Source organism: Mycobacterium senriense (assembly GCF_019668465.1).
GTDB classification, from domain to species: Bacteria; Actinomycetota; Actinomycetes; order Mycobacteriales; family Mycobacteriaceae; genus Mycobacterium; species Mycobacterium senriense.
The window spans coordinates 2,238,415-2,258,257 of record NZ_AP024828.1 but is presented as its reverse complement, the minus strand read 5'-3'; the positions used below and the strand labels follow the sequence as shown (position 1 = coordinate 2,258,257).

The following is a 19,843-nucleotide window of genomic DNA, read 5'->3' as shown; positions in this document are numbered from 1 at the left end:
CGGCCGGCTGACTGAGGACGGCGACGGCCGTCCGGTTACATCGAGCCGCGCCCGCCAGGACTGTCGGCGAGAAGGCCGGCCGCAAAGGCCGCGCCCTTATCGATCGCCGCGGCGTTGGTCGAATACGTGTCATGCGCGGCGAAATTCATCCCGTCGGAGCAGATCGGGTCCTCGGCGGCGCACACCTGGATGGTCTTGGCCTGATAGAGCGGGCCGATGACGACCGGCGGCTCGCCGAAGAAGTTCATCGCCTTTTCGTTGGGTAAGGCGAAGAGGACGACAGAGGAGACGTGGTTGGCGACTTCCGGATCCAACGGTTTGGGCACGCTCGCAGGATCGATCCCATTCGGCACGACGGGCGAGGTGACGAAGCCCATCACCGCCGCGCCTTGGGAGTAACCGCCGAGCACCATCTTGGTGTTGGGACAGTCGTGCGCCATCGACAGGACATGGGCGCCCGCGTCCCTGACGCCGGCCTCGCCCGCGTTCGTCCAGTCATGAGTGGCGGGGTAATCGACCGGATATACGTCGAAGGACTTTGCGCCAACGCGCGGGTGCAGGGAGTCGACGAATGCCTGCCCGGTCGGGCCGAGGCCGGGTGGATCATCGGTGCCCCGGGCGAACACGACCTGGACGTCCGGGCACGGATCGGCGGTGGCGGCGGGGAGGGCGGTTGCGAGGACCGAAGCGGCGACGCCCGACGCCGCGGCTAGCGCAGGACCAAGGAGACGAGCGCTGGGACGTGCGATCATGCCGCAGTGTGCCCAGAATCGCAATTTTTAAACCGTGACTTTCGGCCGCAGACGGATGTGGAAACCGCCGCGACCAGGCGAACACGCGCAGGATGCGCTCACGCAACGATCAGCCGGTGTCCAGCAAATCTGGAAACCGCTTACGTCCGTGCAGTCTTGGCGGTGGCGGAGGGATTTGAACCCTCGGACGGTTTTAGCCGTCACACGCTTTCGAGGCGTGCTCCTTAGGCCGCTCGGACACGCCACCGCCGAGCAGCTTACCGAACAGCAGGCCCCTCACCCCAATCGCTGGCGGGCGAAGAAGGCCTCCAGTGGCGCGGCGCACTCCTGGGCCAGCACACCGCCGCGCACTTCCGGGCGGTGGTTGAGCCGCCGATCGCGGACCACGTCCCACAACGACCCGACCGCTCCGGTCTTGGGCTCCCAGGCGCCGAACACCAGCCGGGAGATGCGCGACAGCACCAGAGCGCCCGCGCACATGGTGCACGGTTCGACCGTGACCGCCAGCGTGGCGCCTTCCAGCCGCCATCCGTCCCCAAGGACCTCGGCCGCCGCGCGCAGCGCCAGGATTTCGGCGTGGGCCGTCGGGTCTCCCCACGCCTCGCGGGCGTTGACCGCACGGGCCAGCTCGGTTCCGTCGGCGCCGACCACCACCGCACCGATGGGCACGTCGCGGGGACCCGCCGTCGCGGCAACCGACAGTGCGGAACGGATCAGGTCTTCGTCAGATCTCACCGACCGTGCCTGATGGCGGCGACCCGCCGCGCTTGCGATCACCGACCGAGGCGGTCGATCACCGCCGACAGCTGATCGGCGAAGCCCATTTCACGGGCGATGCGCCCCAGCTGCTCGTCGGCGTACAGGTCGGTCTCGTCGACGATGACCCCAAGGACAGCCTCGGGCAGCCCGACGTCGGACAGCAGCCCTAAGTCGCCCTCTTCGAACGGATCCGAGTCCTCGAGATCCTCGGGATCGATGTCGGCGTCCAGCTTGTCGAGCACTTCCGCGGCGATGTCGTAATCCAGGGCTGCGGTGGCATCCGAGAGCAATAACCGCGTCCCCGACGGCGCCGGGCGCACGATCACAAAGAATTCGTCGTCCACATCGAGCAGACCGAAGACCGCCCCGGAGCTGCGCAATTCACGCAGCTCGGTCTCGGCGGCCGACAAACTCAACAACGATTTGCGGGCCATCGGGGCGCAGCGCCACTGCCCCTCTTCACGCACCACCGCAACGCCGAACCCGTCCGGTGTGTCCGCGGACAAGCCCTGGGCAGAGGCCCGTTGTGCTCCCATGGCCGCTTACGGTAGTCCCTGACCAGGCCCCTGACCAGATGGCTCCTGGTAGCCGCGAGATCTGACGGCGCCGTTCCCGGACGGATGTGCCAACCTTGGAATGTGGCAAGCCCTCCTTCTACGACACCGGTGTGTGTGCTCGGGCTGGGGCTGATTGGCGGCTCGATAATGCGGGCCGCCACGGCAGCCGGCCGTGAGGTGTTCGGCTATAACCGCTCGGTGGAGGGCGCGCGGGCCGCGACCGCCGACGGGTTTGACGCCACCACCGATCTGAGCGCGACCCTGTCTCGCGCCGCCGACTCCGGTGCGCTGATCGTGCTGGCGGTGCCGATGCCGGCGATGGCGGGCATGCTCGCTCACATCAAGGAGACGGCCTCGGCGTGTCCGCTGACCGATGTCACCAGCGTCAAGCAGGCGGTACTCGACGAGGTCGTCGCGGCGGGTCTGCAGGAACGCTTCGTCGGGGGCCATCCGATGGCGGGCACCGCCCACTCGGGTTGGAGCGCCGGCTACGCCGGGTTGTTCACCGGTGCGCCGTGGGTGGTCAGCGTCGACGATCACGTGGATGCGGCGGTCTGGTCGACGGTGATGACGTTGGCGTTGGACTGCGGCGCGGTGGTGGTGCCGGCCAGGTCCGACGAACACGACGCCGCCGCGGCGGCCATCTCGCATCTGCCGCACCTGCTCGCCGAGGCGCTGGCGGTCGTCGCTGGAGACGTCCCGTTGGCCTTCGCGCTGGCCGCCGGGTCATTCCGGGACGGGACTCGCGTGGCGGCCACCGCCCCGGATCTGGTCCGGGCGATGTGCGAGGGCAACTCCGATCAACTGGTACCCACGGTCGACCGCGTCATCGAGCAGCTGAGTCGTGCTCGGGAATCGCTGGCTTCCCACAACTCGGTCGCCGACCTCATCGAGGCCGGCCATGCCGCGCGAACGCGCTACGACAGCTTCCCGCGCAGCGACGTCTTCCACGTCATGATCGGGGCGGAGAACTGGCGTGCGGAATTGGCCGCCGCGGGCCGGGCGGGCCAGGTCATCAGATCCGCTCTGCCAAGCCTGGATAGTCGACGATGAACCCTTCTTCGTCGACGCTCACCGTGGTGTCGGCGATTGGTGTGCGCACCTTGATCCCGTCGCGGCTTCCCGTGCTGCTGTAGCTGACGGTGTCCGCGATGATGGACATCTCCGGCATGTTCACATAGACCACGGGCAGCGTGACCGACGCCGCTCGCTCGTGTAACCCGAGCCGCCGGATGGGCAGCGCATTGAAGAACGGGCTGAACTCCACGTCGACGTCGAGCGCGCCGTTGTACGCCGCGCGGTGTTCGCCCTGATGGTCGGTGACCAACCACATGTTCTCTTCGTCGCGGGCGAAAGAGAAGACGCGCTCACGCTCGGCCACGGTGACGGTCATCCCGAGCCGCTTGGTGGCACCGGCCTCATCGGTCAGCAGGTCGTAGTAGGCGCCGAATGCCGGATGGGTCTCGGTGGCGGCGGCAATGATGCGGCCATTGGCCTTGATTCTGTTGCCGGACACCTGGAGTCGTACCGATTCCATCCGGGGGTCATCCTGTGCGCGCCAGGTGAGCATCGTCTGCCACACGCGGCGAGACGGATCAGAGGGGGCTGCGTTCACTCATCTACCGTAAGACGTGCCCGCCAACCGCGACGGAAGTGCCCGGTATGTTCGCCGAAGCCGTCCGGTGCCCGGCACCGCAATCCACACCGCAACAGCCAGCAGACCGTCGAGCACCAGCGCCAACGCGGCCACCATCAGCGCACCGACCAGAGCGAGATGAAACTCACGTTCTTTTATCCCGTCAATCAGGTATCGGCCCAGACCGCCGAGGCTGGCGTAGGCGGCCACGGTCGCGGTGGCGACCACCTGCAGCGTGGCGTTGCGCAGCCCGCCCAGGATCAACGGCAACGCGTTGGGCACCTCGACGCGCAGCAGCACCTGGGCCTCGGTCATGCCCATCGCGCGGGCGGCATCGACGACCGTCGGCTCGACGTTGGCGATCCCGGCGTAGGTGCCGGCCAACAACGCCGGCACACCGAGCAGCATCAGCGCCACCAACGACGGGCCCAGGCCGAGCCCGAACATCAGCGTTCCGAACAGCAGCACGCCCAGCGTGGGCAGCGAGCGCAGCCCGTTGACGGCCCCCACCACCAGCAGGGTGCCGCGCCCGGTGTGCCCGATGATCAGGCCGACGGGGATCGCGATCAGCGCCGAGGCGCCCACCGCCAGGGCGGTGTACTCGAGGTGTTCCAAAATGCGGGCCGCGAGCCCGACCGGGCCGGTCCAGTTGTCGGCGGTCAACACATAGGAGATCGCCCGCTCGATGAAGTTCACCGCGCACCACCCACCACCGGTGCGACGACCGAGCGGCGGCCGGTGCTGCGCGTGGCGTGTGCCCACGGTGTGGCCAGCCGGCCGGCCACCACGATGAGCACGTCTATGACGACCGCCAGCAGGAACAGCGCGATGATGCCGGCCAGGATCTGATCGCTCTTGTTGGTCTGGTACCCCTGGGTGAACCAGCTGCCCAGCCCACCGATGCCGATGACCGAGCCGACCGACACCATCGCGATGTTGGTGACCACCACCACCCGCAGTCCCGCGACGAGCACCGGAACCGATAGCGGCAGTTCGACTTTCAGCATCCGCGTGATCGGCGGGTAGCCGACCGCGGTGGCGGCGTCGCGCACCTGGGTGGGCACCGCGTCCAGCGCCTCGAGCACCGCCCGCACCAGCAGCGCGGCGGTGTAGGCCGTCAACGCCACCATCACGTTGGCCTCGTCGAGGATGCGGGTCCCGATGAGCGTCGGCAACACCACGAACAGCGCCAGCGACGGGATGGTGAACACCACGCTGGCGGCCGCCGTCGTGAGCCGGCGGGCGATCCGGGTGCGCTGCACCAGCATGCCGAGTGGCAACGCGATCGCCAGACCGATCAGCACCGGCACCAACGCCAGCCGCAGGTGCACTCCGGTCAAGCCCCAGGCGTCGTCGAGATGGGTGAGCAGATAGTGCATCGGTCAGGTCCCCCTGGGCTCCGCCGAACCCAGTCGTCGGGAGTCCACCGCGGCCAGCACGTCGGCGGCCAGCACGCCGCCGATCACCCTGCCGCCGTCGTCGACGGCGACGCCGATGCCCGACGGCGACGACAGCGCCGCGTCCAGCGCCTGGCTCAGATTGCCCCGCGGCCGAAACAACGATCCGACCCCGCTCATGCTGTCGGGCAACGACACACCGTCGCGGTGCCGTCGCAGCCCCTCGCCGTCGATCCAGCCGAGCGGAACTCCGGCGTCGTCGACGACCACGGCCCAGCCGTCGGAAAGCCCCGTCGCGGAGAGCTGGTCGGCGGTGATCCGTTCGACGTCGTGCAACGGCAGCCCCGCCGCGTCGAGGAGTTGCAGCCATCGATAGCCGCGGCCCAGGCCGATGAACCGCGACACGAAGTCGTTGGCCGGCCGCGACAGCAGCCGGGCGGGCTCGTCGTACTGCTGTAGCGAACCGCCCTTGAAAACCGCGACGCGTTCACCGAGCCGCAGCGCCTCATCGATGTCGTGGGTGACGAAGACGATCGTTTTGTGCAATTCGCCTTGCAGGCGCAGTATTTCGTTCTGCAGGTCATGGCGGACCACCGGGTCGACTGCGGAGAACGGCTCGTCCATCAACAGGACCGGTGGGTCGGCGGCCAGCGCTCGTGCCACGCCGACCCGCTGTTGCTCGCCGCCGGAGAGCTGGGCGGGATAGCGGGTCGCGAGCTTGGCATCCAGCCCGACCCGTTCGAGCACCGCGTAGGCTTCTTTGCGGGCGGCCCGGCGAGGCTGGCCCCGCAAGACGGGAACCGTTGCCACATTGTCGATTACGCGTTGGTGGGGCATCAGACCGGCGTGCTGGATGACGTATCCGATGCCGAGGCGCAGCTTCACCGGGTCGCGGGTGGACACGTCGACGCCGTCGATCGTGATGGTGCCCGAGCTGGGCTCGATCATCCGGTTGATCATGCGCAGCGCCGTGGTCTTGCCGCTACCGGAGGACCCGACGAACACGGTCAGCTTGCCGGTGGGGACGCTGAGGCTGAGCTGGTTCACGGCGATGGTTCCGTCGGCGAAGACCTTGCTGACGTTGTCGAAGATGATCAAGTCATCCTCCGATCGGATGGTCGAAGCCGTTGTCGCGTACCCAGTTTCGCGCCGCCTGGTCGGGATCGATGCCCGAATTCCCCGACACCGCGGCGTTGAGTCCGGCGACGCCGGACGTGGTCAGCTTCGCCGAAACCGCATCCAGCACGTCTTTGAGCCGCGCAGATCGCTTCTGCGAATTGAGCAGCGGCACAATGTTTCCGGCGACGAAATTATGTTCGGGGTCGTCGAGGGCCACCAAGTGGTTCTGCGGAATGGCCGGTGAGGTGGTGAAGATGTTGGCGGCGTTCACCCTGCCCTCGACCAATGCGCGCACGGTGACCGCGCCGCCGCCGTCGTCGATCGCGACGAAGTTGCCCGGCCTGATCTCGAGTCCGTACTTCTGCCGCAGCCCGGGCAGCCCGGCCGGCCGGGTCGCGAACGCCGAGGGCGCACCGAATCGCACGTCGGCCGAATGGACGGCCAGATCGGCGATTGTCTTCAGGTTCCAGGAGTTGGCCGTCTGCCCGGTCACGCTGACGGTATCGGTGTCGGTGGCCGGGGCGGGCGTCAGAATTGAGAGGTCACTGGGCAGGCGCTGGTCAAGCTCACGCTCGACGGCATCCAGCGTGGTGGCGTTTGACTGTGGCGAGATGTAGAGCAGCAGATTGCCGATGTACTCCGGTACCAGATCGATGGAATGGTCTTTGAGCGCAGGAATATACGTCTCCCGACTCCCGATTCCCATCCGCTTGCCCACTTCGAAACCATTGGCCTGCAAGGCTTGTGCATAGATCTCGGCGATGATCTGCGATTCCGGAAAGTCGCCGGAGCCGATGACAATGGAGTTCGGGCTTCGAACCTGCGCTCTGAGCGGATCGGAATTGCTGCACGCCGCAACGACGAACATGGCCATCACCAGTACCGCCGCGCGCGTGATCACGCCCCGCACGTGCGGCAGTGCCGTCATAACGCCGACCCTAACGCCCGAACCGCGCGGACGCTGCCGCGCGAGGACCGGTTGCGCGAATCTGTTTCAATCTGCGCCGGAGAGGGCAAAGATGGCACTATGAGCAGCCAAACCCCTGCCTCGCCCGGCCAGCCACCGCCCAAGCCCAACCCTGCCGCCAAGACCGGCGCACCCGCCAGAGAACCGGCCATCGGGTTCACCCGCGCCGGCGCTCTGTGGTCGTCGCTGATCGCCGGCTTCGTGATCCTGATCCTGTTGCTGATTTTCATCACCCAGAACACGACCCCGGCAGACTTTCAGTTCCTGGGCTGGCACTGGAGCCAACCCAAGGGAGTTGCGATCCTGCTGGCGGCCGTGGTCGGGGGGCTGATCACGGTTGCGGTCGGCACCGCACGGATCTTGCAGCTGCGCCGCGCGGCCAAACGGCAGCACGCAGCCGCGTTGCGCTAGCCGGGCAGCTTGGCCAGTTCGGCCAGACCCCGGGAGATCAGCGGCGCCACCACCTCGGGTGTGTGCTCGGACGCGTCGCCCGCACCGCGGGCCTGATCCGACATCCGCCGGCGGAAGTCGATGCCCGCGGCGATGATGGCGAGCTTGAAGTAGGCCAGCGCCATGTAGAACTCCCAGTGCGCCAGCGGTATACCGGCCACCAGCGAATAGCGGTCCGCCAGTTCGTCGGCCGTCGGCAACAGCGGCGACGTCCACGCGGCCTGCGCATTGACGATCAGATCCAGCGCGGGGTCGCGGTACACGCACATCAGGGCCGCGTCGGACAGCGGATCCCCCAGGGTGGAGAGCTCCCAGTCCACGACCGCACGAACCTTGGTCGGGTCGTCGGCGTCCAGGATCGTGTTATCGATGCGGTAATCGCCGTGCACGATCGACGTGCGGCTCTGCTGCGGAATCGCCTCGCCCAGACCGGAATGCAGCCGTTCCACGTCGGCGTCGCGCCGATCCTCGGGCAACCGCACCAGCGACCATTGCGAGCCCCACCGCCGCACCTGGCGCTCCAGATAGCCGCTGGGCTTGCCGAAGTCGGTCAGTCCGACGGCGTTGGGGTCGACGGTGTGGAGGTCGACGAGCACGCGGATCAACGAGTCGACGCAGCCGCCGATGACCGTGTGGCTGAACGACTCGAGTTGAGCGCGGCGGCGCACCACCTGTCCGGCGACGAATTCGACGATCTGGAAGGGGGCGCCCAGCACCGAATAGTCCTCGCAGAGCCCGATCGTGCGCGCCACCGGAACGGGCGTGTCCTGCAGCGCCGCGACGACGCGGTACTCGCGGGCCATGTCGTGCGCCGACGGGGTCAACCCGTGCAGTGGCGGTCGCCGCACCAGCCAGCTGGTGCTGTCGTCGTAGACACGGAACGTCAGATTGGAGCGACCACCGGAAATGAAGTCCGCGCGCAACTCGCCGTCGCGCCCGATCCCGAGCGAACGCAAGTAGGAGTCCAGCGAGGCCAGGTCGAGCCCCTCGAGTTGGTCAGCTGAAGTCACCGAACTTGTCTACCATCGCCGGGCTCGACGCGGCGCACCACCTGCGATTTGCCGGTCGCCGCTCAGGCCTTGCCACGGCTCGCGTCGTCGTCGAGCAGCCTCTGGTTTCGCGGCAACAGGTCCCAAACGTGTTCGGTGGTGTTGACCGCTGCCACCGTGGCTTGCCCGGACCGGGAGAACAACAGCCGAGTGACCGATGCGTAGTCGACCGGAAAGGACAGCAGTCGGGCGGTGCCGAGTATCTCGTGCAGGAGGACGTTGATGACCCCGCCATGGCTGAACACCGCGACCGTGTCGTCGGGGTCGCCGGTGGCGACCAGGTCGTCGACCGCGGCGCGCACCCGGGCACGAAAAGCGTCCTCGTCAACCGCGCTGGGCAGATGCCCCTGAGCCAGGCGCGCCCATTCCTCTGGCATCTCCGCGCGGATCTGCTCGACGGGGATGTACACGGGAAGGTCGCGGTCGTACTCGGCGAAGCGATCGTCGATCTCGACGGTCAGACCGCGATCCGCCGCGACCGGCTCGGCGGTCTGGATGGCCCGGCGCTGCGGGCTGCTCACCACCCGCGCGATCGGAAACCTGGCGAGCGCCTTGGGGAGTCGCTCGATCTGTGCCAACCCTTCCTCCGACAGGTCCGGATCGGCACCTTGTTCGTGTTCGCTGCGCAGCGGCAGCGCGTGCCGGACCAGAAGCACTTGCATGTTTCTTCCTGTCTTGTCGAAAGGTTGTGCCGGTCCGAAGTCTCTCATCGCCCCTTGCCCGTCGTTCAGGGCGTGCACAATGGCATCGCTGCACTAGCTTCATGCCCGCAGTGCCGAGGAGGACGGATGACTGCACCGGACAGGGATTGGGACGCCGCCTACCGACAAGCCGCCCCGCCTCCCTGGAGCATCGGCCGGCCCCAACCCGAGCTGGCGCTGCTCCTCGACCAGGGCAAGATCCGCGGCGAGGTGCTGGACTCCGGTTGCGGCCACGCCGCGTTGTCGCTGAACCTCGCCGCGCTCGGCCACACCGTGGTGGGCCTGGACGCCAGCGCGACCGCGATCCAGGCGGCCACCGCCGCTGCTGCCGAGCGAGGGCTGACGACGGTGACGTTCGCCCAGGCCGACGTCACCAGCTTCGGCGGCTACGACGGTCGCTTCTCCACGATTCTGGACAGCGGACTGTTTCACGCGCTGCCGCCCGAGCGGCGCCAGGACTACGTGCGGTCCATCTTTCGGGCCGCCGCGCCCGGCGCCGCGCTGTACATCCTGGCCTTCGCCGCCGGCGCATTGGACGACGCCCATTCGGGCCGGCCGGGCCCGCCCGGCTTCACCGAAGCCGAATTGCACGACGCCGTCGCGACGCTGTGGCGGGTGGACGGTGTCCGCTCGGCGAAGGTGTACGGCACCGACGATGCGGCCGGTTCGCCCGACGGCCCTCTGGCGCACCTGGACCACGACGACGAGGGCCACTTCATGGCGCCCGGATTCCTGCTGAGCGCGCACAAACCGGACTGATACCGCACTTGCCCCTAGCACGGAGAATGCTATTCTCCCGACAGAGATCGGGGTGTGCAGAGAGGGTTGGCGAGTGACTGGTGAATCGGGACTCGACGCGGGCGTCCTCGCTCGCTGGCTGGATGCGAACGACGCCCCGGGCGATGGCGAACAGGCGCGGCTGACCCAGCTGAAGGGCGGTTCGCAGAACACCCTTTATCTGATCGAGCGCGGTGGCCAGCGGATGGTGTTGCGGATGCCCGGCGTCCGGGCCGACGCCGCCCGCATCGACGGGCTGCTGCGGGAGATCCGCCTGGTGCGGGCGCTGTCCGGCACCGATGTCCCGCACGCGGCGCTGATCGCCGCCGATGACACCGGCGCCGTTCTAGGGATGCCGTTCTACGTCATGCAGGCGATCAACGGGTGGAGCCCGATGGACGGTGGCTGGCAATCGCCGTTCGACACCGACCTCGAGGCCCGGCGCGGCCTGGCCTTCCAATTGGTCGACGGCGCGGCCAAGCTGGGCCGAGTGGAGTGGCGCAAGCAAGGACTCGAAGGCTTCGGCCGCCCGGACGGATTCCACGAGCGGCAGGTCGATCGCTGGCTGGCGTTCCTCGACGCCTACAAGGTTCGCGAGCTGCCGGGTCTGGACGAGGCCTCCGACTGGCTGCGCCGCAACCGTCCGGCGCGTTACCGGCCGGGCATCATGCACGGCGACTATCAGTTCGCCAACGTGATGTTCGAGCACGGCGCCCCCGCGCGCCTGGCCGCGATCGTGGACTGGGAGATGACCACGGTGGGCGATCCACTGCTCGACCTGGCGTGGTGTCTGCTGGGCTACGACGGCGAAAAGCCGCGCGAGGACGGGTTTTATCTCGACATGCGCGGCATGCCGACGCGCAGCGAGCTGTTGGAGCATTACGAAACCGTCAGCGGATTGTCGACCGAGAACATCGACTACTACCTGGTGCTGGCCAACTGGAAACTGGGCATCGTGCTGGAGAAGACGTACGCGGCCGGGGTGCGGACCGGCAAGGTCGACCCCAAGATCACCGACGCGTTCGGCCCGATGATCCTCCAGCTCATCGCCACGGCCGCCGAACTCGCCCGATCTACCAAGGGATCCTGAAATGGGGTATGCCGAGCAGCTTTTCGATCTCACCGACCGCGTCTTCCTGATCACCGGGGGTAGCCGCGGCCTGGGACGCGAGATGGCGTTCGGCGCGGCCCGCTGCGGTGCCGACGTGGTGATCGCGAGCCGCAACATGGACAACTGCGTGTCCACCGCCGAGGAGATCGAGGCCGAGACCGGCCGTTCGGCCATGCCGTATCAGGTGCACGTCGGGCGTTGGGATCAGCTCGACGGCCTGGTCGAGGCGGCCTACGAACGGTTCGGCAAGGTGGACACGTTGATCAACAACGCGGGCATGTCCCCGTTGTACGACAAGCTGACCGATGTGACCGAGAAGCTGTTCGACGCCGTGGTCAACCTCAACCTCAAGGGCCCATTCCGCTTGTCGGCCTTGGTGGGTGAGCGCATGGTGGCGGCCGGTCGGGGCTCGATCATCAACGTGAGCACGGCCGGCTCGCTGCGGCCAACACCCGACATCATCCCCTACGCCGCGTCCAAGGCCGGGCTCAACGCCATGACCGAGGCGCTGGCCAAGGCGTTCGGTCCGGCGGTGCGGGTCAACACGCTGATGGCCGGACCGTTTCTCACCGACGTGAGCAAGGCCTGGAATCTCGGTGCGGCCGAACAGAATCCGTTCAAGCACCTTTCCTTGCAGCGCGCAGGCGACCCGCGCGAAATCGTCGGCGCGGCACTGTTCCTGGCGTCCGACGCGTCCAGCTTCACCACCGGCTCGATCCTGCGGGCCGACGGCGGGATCCCCTGACGTGGCGATCGTAAGCGCGGCGCAGCCGGGCGCTGGGGGCACCTCCCGCTTGCGGGGGACGGATCGCCACTAATGAAAGGAGTGTTCGAATGTCCTGGGACTTTTCTACCGAGCCGGAGTTCGAGGAGAAGCTCGAGTGGATCCGCGGCTTCGTTCGCGACGAGGTGGAACCGCTCGAGGTGCTGTTTCCGGGCTGCGAGTTTCTGCCGCTGAACGACGAGCGGCGCCGCATTGTCGACCCGCTCAAGCAGCAGGTGCGCGACAAGGGTTTGTGGGCACCGCATCTGGGGCCGGAGCTGGGCGGTCAGGGATTGGGTGCGGTCAAGCTGACGCTGATCAACGAGATCCTGGGCCGCAGCCCGTGGGCGCCGATCGTCTTCGGAACGCAAGCGCCCGACACCGGCAACGCCGAGATCATCGCCCGCTTCGGAACCCAGGAGCAGAAGGACCGCTACCTGGCGGGCCTGCTATCCGGGGAGATCTTCTCGTGCTTCTCGATGACCGAACCGCAGGGCGGCGCGGATCCGCGGGTCTTCACCACCCGCGCCGTCCGCGACGGCGACGACTGGGTGATCACCGGGCGAAAGTACTTCTCCTCCAACGCCTCCGTCGCCTCGTTCTTCATCGTCGTGGCGATCACCGATCCCGACGTGCCGGTCCACACCGGTGCGTCGACGTTCCTGATCCCCGCCGGCACCGAGGGCTTGATCCTGGAAGCCAATCACCACCTGGTCGGGGCCGACCCGCACGAGCCGGGTCATTCGCTGGTGCATTACAACGACGTCCGGGTGCCCGCCGACGCGCTGCTCGGCGAGCCCGGCCAGGGCTTTTTGATATTGCAGACCAGACTGGCCGGCGGGCGCCTGCATCACGCGATGCGCTCCATCGGGATGGCGCAACGCGCCGTCGAGATCATGTCCCGCCGGGCCAAAAGCCGCTTCACCCAGGGCAGTCTGCTGGCCGACAAGCAACTGGTCCAGGAATTCGTCGCCGACTCGTACACCGAGCTGATCCCGTTCCGGCTGACCGTGCTGCACGCCGCGTGGCTGATCGACAATGGTGACGAGCGCGCCGCCCGCGCCGAAATCGCCGCCTGCAAGATCCTGGCATCGCAGGTGCTCAAATCGATTGCCCTGCGGGCCATTCAGGTGCACGGGGCGCTGGGACTCACCGACCAGCTGCCGCTGGTCAACGTCCTGCTGGGCGGCATCGCGCTGGGCCTGGCTGACGGGCCGACCGAGGCGCACAAGGTCAACCTGGCCCGGATGCTGCTGAAGGGTTATCACGCCGAGGAGGGCGACTGGCCCAGCGAGATGCTCGACGTGCGGCGCGCCGCCGCGCGCGCCAAATACGGTGAGCTCGTTGAGCTCTAACCGGGTGACCGCCGCGGTCGAGCGGGCACTGGATGACCGCCAGCGGGAGGCCACCGAGGAGGTCGAGCGCATCCTGGCCGCCGCGGTGCGCGTCATGGAACGCGTCGCACCCGAACCGCCGCGGGTCAGCGACATCGTCGTTGAGGCGGGCTCGTCGAACAAGGCGTTCTACCGCTATTTCGCCGGTAAGGACGATCTGATCCTGGCCGTTATGGAACGCGGCGTGGGCATCGTGGTGTCCTACCTCGAGCATCAGATGGCCAAGGAATCCGAGCCGCGCAACAAGGTCGCGCGGTGGATCGAGGGCACGCTGGCACAGGTGGCCGACCCGCACCTGATCAGCATGACACGTGCGGCGGCCGGCCAGATGTCGTCCGGAACCAGCTGGCGCGGAGCCGACCAGGAGATGATGCGGCCACTTCGCGAGCTCCTCGTGGAACCCGTTGCGGCGCTGGGCAGTAGCGACGTCGAGCGCGATGTACAGGCGGTGTTCAGCTGCACCGCCGCCACCATGCGCCGCTACGTGGGCTCGGCCGAGGAGCCCGGCCCCGACGACATCGCGCACGTGGTGCGGTTCTGTTTACGTGGTCTGGAGGCCGGTTGATGCGCGCGGTGATCTGTCGTTCCTACGGCGCTCCCGAGGACTTGGTGATCGACGACGTGCCCGATCCCGTCGCGGCCCCGGGCCAGTTGCTGGTGCGGGTCCGCGCGGCCGCGGTCAACTTCCCCGACGTGCTGTTCATCGCCGGCAAGTACCAGGTCAAGATTCCGCCGCCGTTCATCCCCGGCAACGAGATCGCCGGGGAGGTCATCGCCGCCGGTGACGGTGCGCCGTTCAGTCCCGGACAACGGGTTTCCGGAACCACATTCGGGGCGTTCGCCGAACAGGCGCTGCTCGACGCGAGCCAAGCCGAGCTCGTGCCCGACGATGCCGACTTCGCCTCGGCCGCGGCGTTCGGCGTCACCTACCGCACCGCCTATCACGCGCTGCGCTCGACCGCGGCTGTCACGCAAGGAGATTGGGTGGTGGTGCTGGGCGCCGCGGGCGGCGTGGGGCTGGCCGCGGTCGACCTGGCGGTCGCGATGGGGGCCCGGGTGCTGGCCGCGGCGTCGAGCCCGGAGAAGCTCGAGCTGTGCCGGCAGCGCGGCGCCGAGGCGACCGTGGACTATGACCGCGAGGACCTGAAGACGCGGATCCGTGAGCTCACCGCCGACAGCGCCCGCGTGGTGCTGGACCCGGTGGGCGGATCGTATTCGGAGCCGGCGCTGCGCGGGCTCGCGCGTGGCGGGACCTTCGTCACGCTGGGCTATGCGGCCGGCACCATCCCCGCGATTCCGCTGAATCTCATTCTGCTCAAAGACATCTGCGTACGCGGCATGGAGATCCGCACGTTCATGACCGACCGGCCCGATGACGCCGTGCGCGATCTCAAGGAGTTGGCAGACATGTTCGCCGCCGGCACGGTGCGACCCTACATCGGCGCGCGATTCCCGCTGTCGGAGACGGCCGCGGCCTTACGGCATGTCGCCGACCGCAAGGTGCTGGGCAAGGTGGTAATCGACGTCGCGTGACGCGGCGTCACGGCGTGACGATGTTGAAATCCGGGTCTGGCCCGTCGAGCACATCCAAAAAGGCCTGCAGCGCGGTCTGATCACCAAGGAGCTCCAGGCCGGGCGAGCTGAAGTCTCCCAGCACCACGGCGAGTAGCCGAACCTTGGTGGCCAGCTTGATCGTCACGGTCGCCGTCGAGGGATCGGGCGGCACCCTGCGGCGAACGAGCACCCCGTTGCGCAGGGCCAGCCGGTAGTTGGTCGCGGTGTCGACGAAGGCGATATCGATTGCGATGTTCAGATCCCAGCTGCGTGGACCGTTGACCCGAATCGCCAAACCGTCGAAGATCTGCTCCGGCGTCAGCTGGCTGAGCATCGAGAGGGACGTCGTCGTGGTCGCGGTGCCGAAATTACCGTCGCGCAATTCCGTTGCGCCACTGAGGAAGAAGTTGCGCCAGGTCGCGTTCTCGGCCCCGTAGGCCAACTGCTCGAGCGTGTCCGAGTACAACGCGCGGGCGACCGCGTGCTCGCTGTCGGTGAAGACCGCATGGTCTAGTAATGTTGCGGCCCAACGGAAGTCCCCGGAATCGAAGGCCTCCCTGGCGAGGTCGACGACGCGATCGATCCCGCCCATCGCCTCGACATACCGGGGCGCCAGGGCCTCGGGCGGATGGGGCCACAGCCGACCGGGGTTGCCGTCGAACCAGCCCATATACCGCTGGTAGATCGCCTTGACATTGTGGCTCACCGATCCGTAGTACCCGTGCGTATGCCAGGCCTGCTCGAGAGCCGGTGGCATCTGGAACATCTCGGCAATTTCGACACCGGTGTAGCCCTGGTTGAGCAACCGTAACGTCTGGTCGTGCAGGTACGCGTACATGTCGCGCTGCAGCGACAGGAACGTGACGATGCTGTCCCGTCCCCAGGTCGGCCAATGGTGGGAGGCGAACACGACGTCGGCGCGATCGGCAAACGTGTCGATCGCCTCGGTGAGATAACCCGACCAGGCATGCGGGTCACGCACCAACGCGCCACGCAGCGTCAACAGATTGTGCAGATTGTGCGTGGCGTTCTCGGCCATGCACAAGGCGCGGAAACGTGGGAAATAGAAATGCATTTCGGCGGGCGCCTCGGTGCCCGGCGCCATCTGGAATTCGATCTCCACGCCGTCGATGGTGTGTGTTTCACCTGTGGTGCGGATGTCGATGGTGGGCACGATGACGGCGACCTCGCCTGTGGACGGCGCCTGCCCCAGCCCGCAGCCGACCTGATCCATCGGTCCACGGGGCAGCAGCGAGCCGTACATGTAGGTTGCCCGTCGCGTCATTGCCGGTCCGGCATAGACGTTTTCCTGCACCGCGTGCTCGATGAAGCCCTCCGGCGCCAGGACGGCCACCGCACCGGCATCCACGTCCGCCTGCGAGGTGACGCCCAATACGCCGCCGAAATGGTCGACGTGGCTGTGCGTGTAGATCACCGCGACGACGCGGCGCTCGCCGCCTCGGTGGGTGCGATACAAGGTCAGCGCCGCCGCGGCCACCTCCGTGGACACCAGGGGATCGATGACGATGACGCCGTTGTCGGATTCCACGAACGTGACGTTCGAGATGTCAAAGCCGCGAACCTGATAGATACCCGGAACCACTTGGTAGAGGCCCTGTTTGGCGGCCAGCATCGATTGCCGCCAGAGGCTGGGATGCACCGACGCCGGTGCGGGCCCGCCCAGGAACGAGTAGGCATCGTTGTCCCAGACCACCCGCCCGTCGGCCGCTTTGATCACGCACGGCGACTCCGCGGCAATGAATCCCCGGTCGGCGTCGGCGAAATCCGTTTCATCGTGAAACGGCAGCACGTGGTCGCGGTGGGCCGACTCGATGACGGCGCTGGGAGGCTTGTGATCCACCCTGACAACCATGCCATTAACGCACCGCCCGCCAAGGCGGTTCGGACGGCTTTTCGTCGTCTAATTAATGAACACAGCAACAATTTCTTCGGGCTCTGGATCGCGACTCAGTTAACCCGCATACTGCCCAGACGGCCCTCGATGCCGAGGACCGCAACTATCGGGCAAAGGAGAACAGGTGAAGCGTCAACTGACGGTCGCGGTGGCCGGTGCGGCAATTCTTGCCGCGGGAATTTCTGGCTGTTCGAGTAATAACAAGTCGACCACGGGCAGTTCCTCGAGTAGCTCTAGCACCAGCGCGTCGGCCAGCTCCGGTGCATCCGGCGGTACGAAGGTCACCATCGATGGCAAAGACCAGAACGTCACGGGCTCGGTCGTCTGCACGAACGCGGGCGGCACCATCAACATCGCGATCGGTGGCGCGGCGACCGGCATCGCCGCCGTGCTCAGCGACGGCAGCCCGCCGCAGGTGAAATCGGTTGGGCTGGGCAACGTCAACGGCGTGACCCTGGGCTACACCTCCGGCGCCGGCCAGGGCAATGCCTCCGCCAGCAAGGACGGCAACACCTACAAGATCAGCGGCACCGCCACCGGGGTGGACATGGCCAACCCGATGCAGCCGGTCAACAAACCCTTCGAAATCAACGTGACCTGCAACAGCTAATCAGGTCAGGCGCCTTGCGCGCCTTCGGAGTTCGACGCGGGCGGTTGCCATCCGTTGGGTGGCAACCGCACCGTGAACTCGGTACGACCCGGCGCGCTGTCCACCGCGATAGTTCCGTTGTGCGCCTTGACAACCGCGGAGACGATCGCCAGGCCCAGCCCGGTGCTGCCGCCCTTGCGGGAACGCGACGAGTCGCCGCGGGCGAACCGTTCGAACACCTCGGATTGCAACGCCGCCGGGATGCCCGGCCCGTTGTCGATGACCTGCAGCACGGTGTGCGACGGCTCGGCGCACAGCCGCGTCGTCACGACCGTGCCCGCCCCCGTGTGGACCCGGGCGTTGGCAAGCAGATTGGCCAGCACCTGGTGTAGCCGCGCCGCGTCCCCTGTGACGACGACCGGCTCCTCGGGCAGGTCGAGTTCCCATTGATGATCGGGCCCGGCGACGTGAGCGTCGTTGACCGCGTCCACCGCCAACCGCGACAGATCCACCGGTTCGCGTTCCAGCGGCCGGCCGGAGTCCAGCCGGGCCAGCAGCAGCAGGTCCTCGACAAGGCGCGTCATCCGCTCGGTCTCGGAGGCCACCCGGCTCATCGCCTGCGCCACCGCCTCGCGGTCGTCACCCATCCGTTGGGTCAGTTCGGTGTAGCCGCGGATCGCCGCCAGCGGCGTGCGCAACTCGTGGCTGGCGTCGGCGACGAATTGGCGGACCCGCGTCTCGCTGGCCTGCCGCGCCGACAGCGCCGCCGCGATGTGGTCCAGCATCTGGTTGAGGGCCGCGCCGAGCTGCCCCACCTCAGTGGAGGGGTTGGCATCGGATTCGCCCACCCGCATCGGGAGTTCGACCTCGCCGCGCGCCAACGGCAAGCCGGCTACCTCGCTCGCGGTCTGCGCGACGCGGCGCAGCGGCGCCAGCGCCCGCCTGATGATGATCACACCGGCCGTGGTCGCAGCGACCAGCGCGATGACGGTGACGATCCCGAAGATCACCAGCATCCGCATCAGGGTGGCGTCGATATTGGCCATCGACAGGCCGGTGACGATGACGTCGCCGCCGTTGCGGCTCGGGGCCGCGACCACCCGGTAGCGGCCCAGCCCGTCGAGGTCCACGGTCACCGGCTTGCGGCTGCCGGCGATACCGGACAGCTGCAGCTGGGCGGTCGGGGTCAGCTCCGCCCGGTCGCCGCTGCTCGTCGTGTAGCCCGCGTCCACCGTGTTCCCGTGGCTGACGACCGCCGCCACCATGCCCGCCGGCTGGCCCGGAGCGTCCAGGAATCGCGGGCCGGGGCCCGGCCTCGGATAGACGTGCTGATGCCGCCAGCCCGAGTGCGGCGGCTCGGGGTACATGAGCGCCGAGCGGTAGGAGGTGCCGGCGAGCTGCCCGTCGAGCTGGGCCACCAGGTGGTGCAGCAGCGCCAGTTCGGTCGCCGCGGTGATGCCCACGCAGACGATCGCCAACACGACGATCTGACCGACCAGCAGCCGCAGCCGAAGGGACCAGGCCCTTCGCGTGTCAGCGGGCCGGCTTGAGGACATAACCCGCGCCGCGCAGCGTGTGGATCATCGGTTCCCGGCCGTTGTCGATCTTCTTGCGCAGGTATGAAATGTAGAGTTCGACGATGTTGGACCGGCCGCCGAAGTCGTAACTCCATACCCGGTCCAGAATTTGGGCTTTACTCAGCACCCGCTTGGAGTTGCGCATCATGAATCGCAACAGCTCAAATTCGGTGGAGGTCAACGAGATTGGCTCACCGGCCCGGGTGACCTCATGGCTGTCCTCGTCCAGCACCAGGTCGCCGACGACCAGTTGCGCGCCGCTGTCCACCGTCGTCACACCGGTGCGGCGCAACAGCGCGCGCAGGCGCAGCACGACCTCCTCGATGCTGAACGGTTTGGTGACATAGTCGTCGCCGCCCGCCGTCAGGCCGGCGATGCGGTCTTCCACGGCGTCCTTGGCGGTCAGCAGCAGCACGGGCAGTTGCGGGTTCTCCTCGCGAAGTTTGTGCAAGACGTCGAGGCCGCTCATGTCGGGCAGCATCACGTCCAGAACAACCACATCGGGCCGCTGTGAGCGTGCGCTCGCGATGGCCGATGCCCCGTCGCCGGCGGTGGAGATGTTCCAGCCCTCATACCGCAGTGCCATCGACACCATGTCGGCCAGGACAGATTCGTCGTCTACCACCAAAACGTTGATGGGGTTGCCGTCAGCACGACACATGACAACCCGCTCTACAGAGGCTCGGGGCTGCGTCACAAGTTCCAGTATCCGCTGCGGGCTGAGCCGACGCTATGCCAAACCTATGCGCATGCTGTGAAACGAATCGCGCGACTGC

At 67.4% G+C, this 19,843-nt stretch carries 22 protein-coding genes and 1 tRNA gene; 9 read left to right on the top strand and 14 right to left on the bottom strand.

The window, feature by feature from the left end; translation table 11 throughout:
- Window positions 1-35 precede the first annotated feature (35 nt).
- The 4 genes from MTY59_RS10765 to MTY59_RS10750 form a co-directional block, all read right to left on the bottom strand.
- A complete protein-coding gene (locus MTY59_RS10765) occupies window positions 36-752 on the bottom strand; it encodes a cutinase family protein (protein WP_221045626.1) in 717 nt (238 codons plus the stop codon).
- A gap of 157 nt (window positions 753-909) precedes the next feature.
- Window positions 910-999 (bottom strand) — tRNA-Ser (locus tag MTY59_RS10760).
- 29 nt (window positions 1,000-1,028) lie between these two features.
- A complete protein-coding gene (locus MTY59_RS10755) occupies window positions 1,029-1,487 on the bottom strand; it encodes a nucleoside deaminase (RefSeq protein ID WP_221045625.1) in 459 nt (152 codons plus the stop codon).
- A 38-nt stretch (window positions 1,488-1,525) separates the two neighbouring features.
- Entirely contained in the window at window positions 1,526-2,047 is a 522-nt protein-coding gene (locus MTY59_RS10750) for a tRNA adenosine deaminase-associated protein (protein WP_221045624.1), read from the bottom strand.
- 129 nt (window positions 2,048-2,176) lie between these two features.
- Between MTY59_RS10750 and MTY59_RS10745 the strand changes: the two genes are divergently transcribed.
- Window positions 2,177-3,121 carry a prephenate dehydrogenase gene (locus tag MTY59_RS10745; RefSeq protein WP_221046377.1) on the top strand — a complete coding sequence of 315 codons (945 nt, stop codon included), beginning with the start codon at window positions 2,177-2,179 and terminating at the stop codon, window positions 3,119-3,121.
- Here the strand turns inward: MTY59_RS10745 and MTY59_RS10740 are convergent.
- From MTY59_RS10740 to MTY59_RS10720, 5 genes are read right to left on the bottom strand one after another with little or no spacing between them, the layout of a single operon-like run.
- A complete protein-coding gene (locus MTY59_RS10740; protein ID WP_221045623.1) occupies window positions 3,084-3,683 on the bottom strand; it encodes a putative glycolipid-binding domain-containing protein in 600 nt (199 codons plus the stop codon). The two genes, MTY59_RS10745 and MTY59_RS10740, sit on opposite strands and share 38 nt — an antisense overlap.
- Window positions 3,684-4,400, bottom strand: a complete 717-nt coding sequence (locus MTY59_RS10735) for an ABC transporter permease (protein WP_221045622.1) — start codon at window positions 4,398-4,400, stop codon at window positions 3,684-3,686.
- Window positions 4,397-5,083: an ABC transporter permease gene (locus MTY59_RS10730; RefSeq protein ID WP_221045621.1), complete on the bottom strand. Its 687-nt coding sequence runs from the start codon at window positions 5,081-5,083 to the stop codon at window positions 4,397-4,399. Before MTY59_RS10730 ends, MTY59_RS10735 begins: the two co-directional genes overlap by 4 nt.
- A 3-nt stretch (window positions 5,084-5,086) precedes the next feature.
- Window positions 5,087-6,199 (bottom strand): ABC transporter ATP-binding protein, encoded by a 1,113-nt coding sequence (locus MTY59_RS10725; protein ID WP_221045620.1) that lies wholly within the window; start codon window positions 6,197-6,199, stop codon window positions 5,087-5,089.
- A 1-nt stretch (window position 6,200) separates the two neighbouring features.
- Window positions 6,201-7,094, bottom strand: a complete 894-nt coding sequence (locus MTY59_RS10720; protein WP_415822769.1) for an ABC transporter substrate-binding protein — start codon at window positions 7,092-7,094, stop codon at window positions 6,201-6,203.
- 153 nt (window positions 7,095-7,247) lie between these two features.
- On the opposite strand from MTY59_RS10720, the gene MTY59_RS10715 reads away from it, so the two are divergent.
- Window positions 7,248-7,598: a LapA family protein gene (locus tag MTY59_RS10715; protein ID WP_221045618.1), complete on the top strand. Its 351-nt coding sequence runs from the start codon at window positions 7,248-7,250 to the stop codon at window positions 7,596-7,598.
- Here MTY59_RS10715 and MTY59_RS10710 read toward each other — a convergent pair.
- Both MTY59_RS10710 and MTY59_RS10705 read right to left on the bottom strand, forming a co-directional pair.
- On the bottom strand, window positions 7,595-8,647 hold the full coding sequence (locus MTY59_RS10710; RefSeq protein WP_221045617.1) for a phosphotransferase family protein: 1,053 nt from the start codon (window positions 8,645-8,647) through the stop codon (window positions 7,595-7,597). The two genes, MTY59_RS10715 and MTY59_RS10710, sit on opposite strands and share 4 nt — an antisense overlap.
- A 62-nt stretch (window positions 8,648-8,709) precedes the next feature.
- Window positions 8,710-9,348 (bottom strand): histidine phosphatase family protein, encoded by a 639-nt coding sequence (locus MTY59_RS10705; RefSeq protein WP_221045616.1) that lies wholly within the window; start codon window positions 9,346-9,348, stop codon window positions 8,710-8,712.
- A gap of 126 nt (window positions 9,349-9,474) precedes the next feature.
- On the opposite strand from MTY59_RS10705, the gene MTY59_RS10700 reads away from it, so the two are divergent.
- The 6 genes from MTY59_RS10700 to MTY59_RS10675 all read left to right on the top strand — a co-directional run bounded on the left by MTY59_RS10700 (window position 9,475) and on the right by MTY59_RS10675 (window position 14,965).
- A complete protein-coding gene (locus MTY59_RS10700) occupies window positions 9,475-10,146 on the top strand; it encodes a class I SAM-dependent methyltransferase (protein ID WP_221045615.1) in 672 nt (223 codons plus the stop codon).
- Between the two features lie 52 nt (window positions 10,147-10,198).
- A complete protein-coding gene (locus MTY59_RS10695; protein ID WP_415822761.1) occupies window positions 10,199-11,254 on the top strand; it encodes a phosphotransferase family protein in 1,056 nt (351 codons plus the stop codon).
- Window position 11,255: 1 nt separating this feature from the next.
- The gene (locus MTY59_RS10690) at window positions 11,256-12,020 is read left to right on the top strand and encodes an SDR family NAD(P)-dependent oxidoreductase (RefSeq protein WP_221045613.1); all 765 of its coding nucleotides are present in this window, start codon (window positions 11,256-11,258) and stop codon (window positions 12,018-12,020) included.
- Between the two features lie 89 nt (window positions 12,021-12,109).
- Window positions 12,110-13,393 (top strand): acyl-CoA dehydrogenase family protein, encoded by a 1,284-nt coding sequence (locus MTY59_RS10685; protein WP_221045612.1) that lies wholly within the window; start codon window positions 12,110-12,112, stop codon window positions 13,391-13,393.
- Window positions 13,374-13,997 (top strand): TetR/AcrR family transcriptional regulator, encoded by a 624-nt coding sequence (locus MTY59_RS10680; RefSeq protein WP_221045611.1) that lies wholly within the window; start codon window positions 13,374-13,376, stop codon window positions 13,995-13,997. Before MTY59_RS10685 ends, MTY59_RS10680 begins: the two co-directional genes overlap by 20 nt.
- The gene (locus MTY59_RS10675) at window positions 13,997-14,965 is read left to right on the top strand and encodes an NADPH:quinone oxidoreductase family protein (RefSeq protein ID WP_221045610.1); all 969 of its coding nucleotides are present in this window, start codon (window positions 13,997-13,999) and stop codon (window positions 14,963-14,965) included. The genes MTY59_RS10680 and MTY59_RS10675 overlap by 1 nt, the downstream gene beginning before the upstream one ends.
- A 7-nt stretch (window positions 14,966-14,972) precedes the next feature.
- Here the strand turns inward: MTY59_RS10675 and MTY59_RS10670 are convergent, their stop codons facing one another.
- Window positions 14,973-16,859, bottom strand: a complete 1,887-nt coding sequence (locus tag MTY59_RS10670; protein ID WP_221045609.1) for an alkyl/aryl-sulfatase — start codon at window positions 16,857-16,859, stop codon at window positions 14,973-14,975.
- Window positions 16,860-17,025: 166 nt separating this feature from the next.
- Between MTY59_RS10670 and MTY59_RS10665 the strand changes: the two genes are divergently transcribed.
- Window positions 17,026-17,511 carry a lipoprotein LpqH gene (locus MTY59_RS10665; protein ID WP_221045608.1) on the top strand — a complete coding sequence of 162 codons (486 nt, stop codon included), beginning with the start codon at window positions 17,026-17,028 and terminating at the stop codon, window positions 17,509-17,511.
- Between the two features lie 5 nt (window positions 17,512-17,516).
- On the opposite strand, the gene MTY59_RS10660 is transcribed toward MTY59_RS10665, so the two are convergent.
- Both MTY59_RS10660 and MTY59_RS10655 read right to left on the bottom strand, forming a co-directional pair.
- Window positions 17,517-19,046 (bottom strand): sensor histidine kinase, encoded by a 1,530-nt coding sequence (locus MTY59_RS10660; protein ID WP_221045607.1) that lies wholly within the window; start codon window positions 19,044-19,046, stop codon window positions 17,517-17,519.
- Complete coding sequence (locus MTY59_RS10655; RefSeq protein ID WP_064880192.1) at window positions 19,024-19,728, bottom strand: response regulator transcription factor; 705 nt, start codon at window positions 19,726-19,728, stop codon at window positions 19,024-19,026. Before MTY59_RS10655 ends, MTY59_RS10660 begins: the two co-directional genes overlap by 23 nt.
- Window positions 19,729-19,843: the final 115 nt, after the last annotated feature.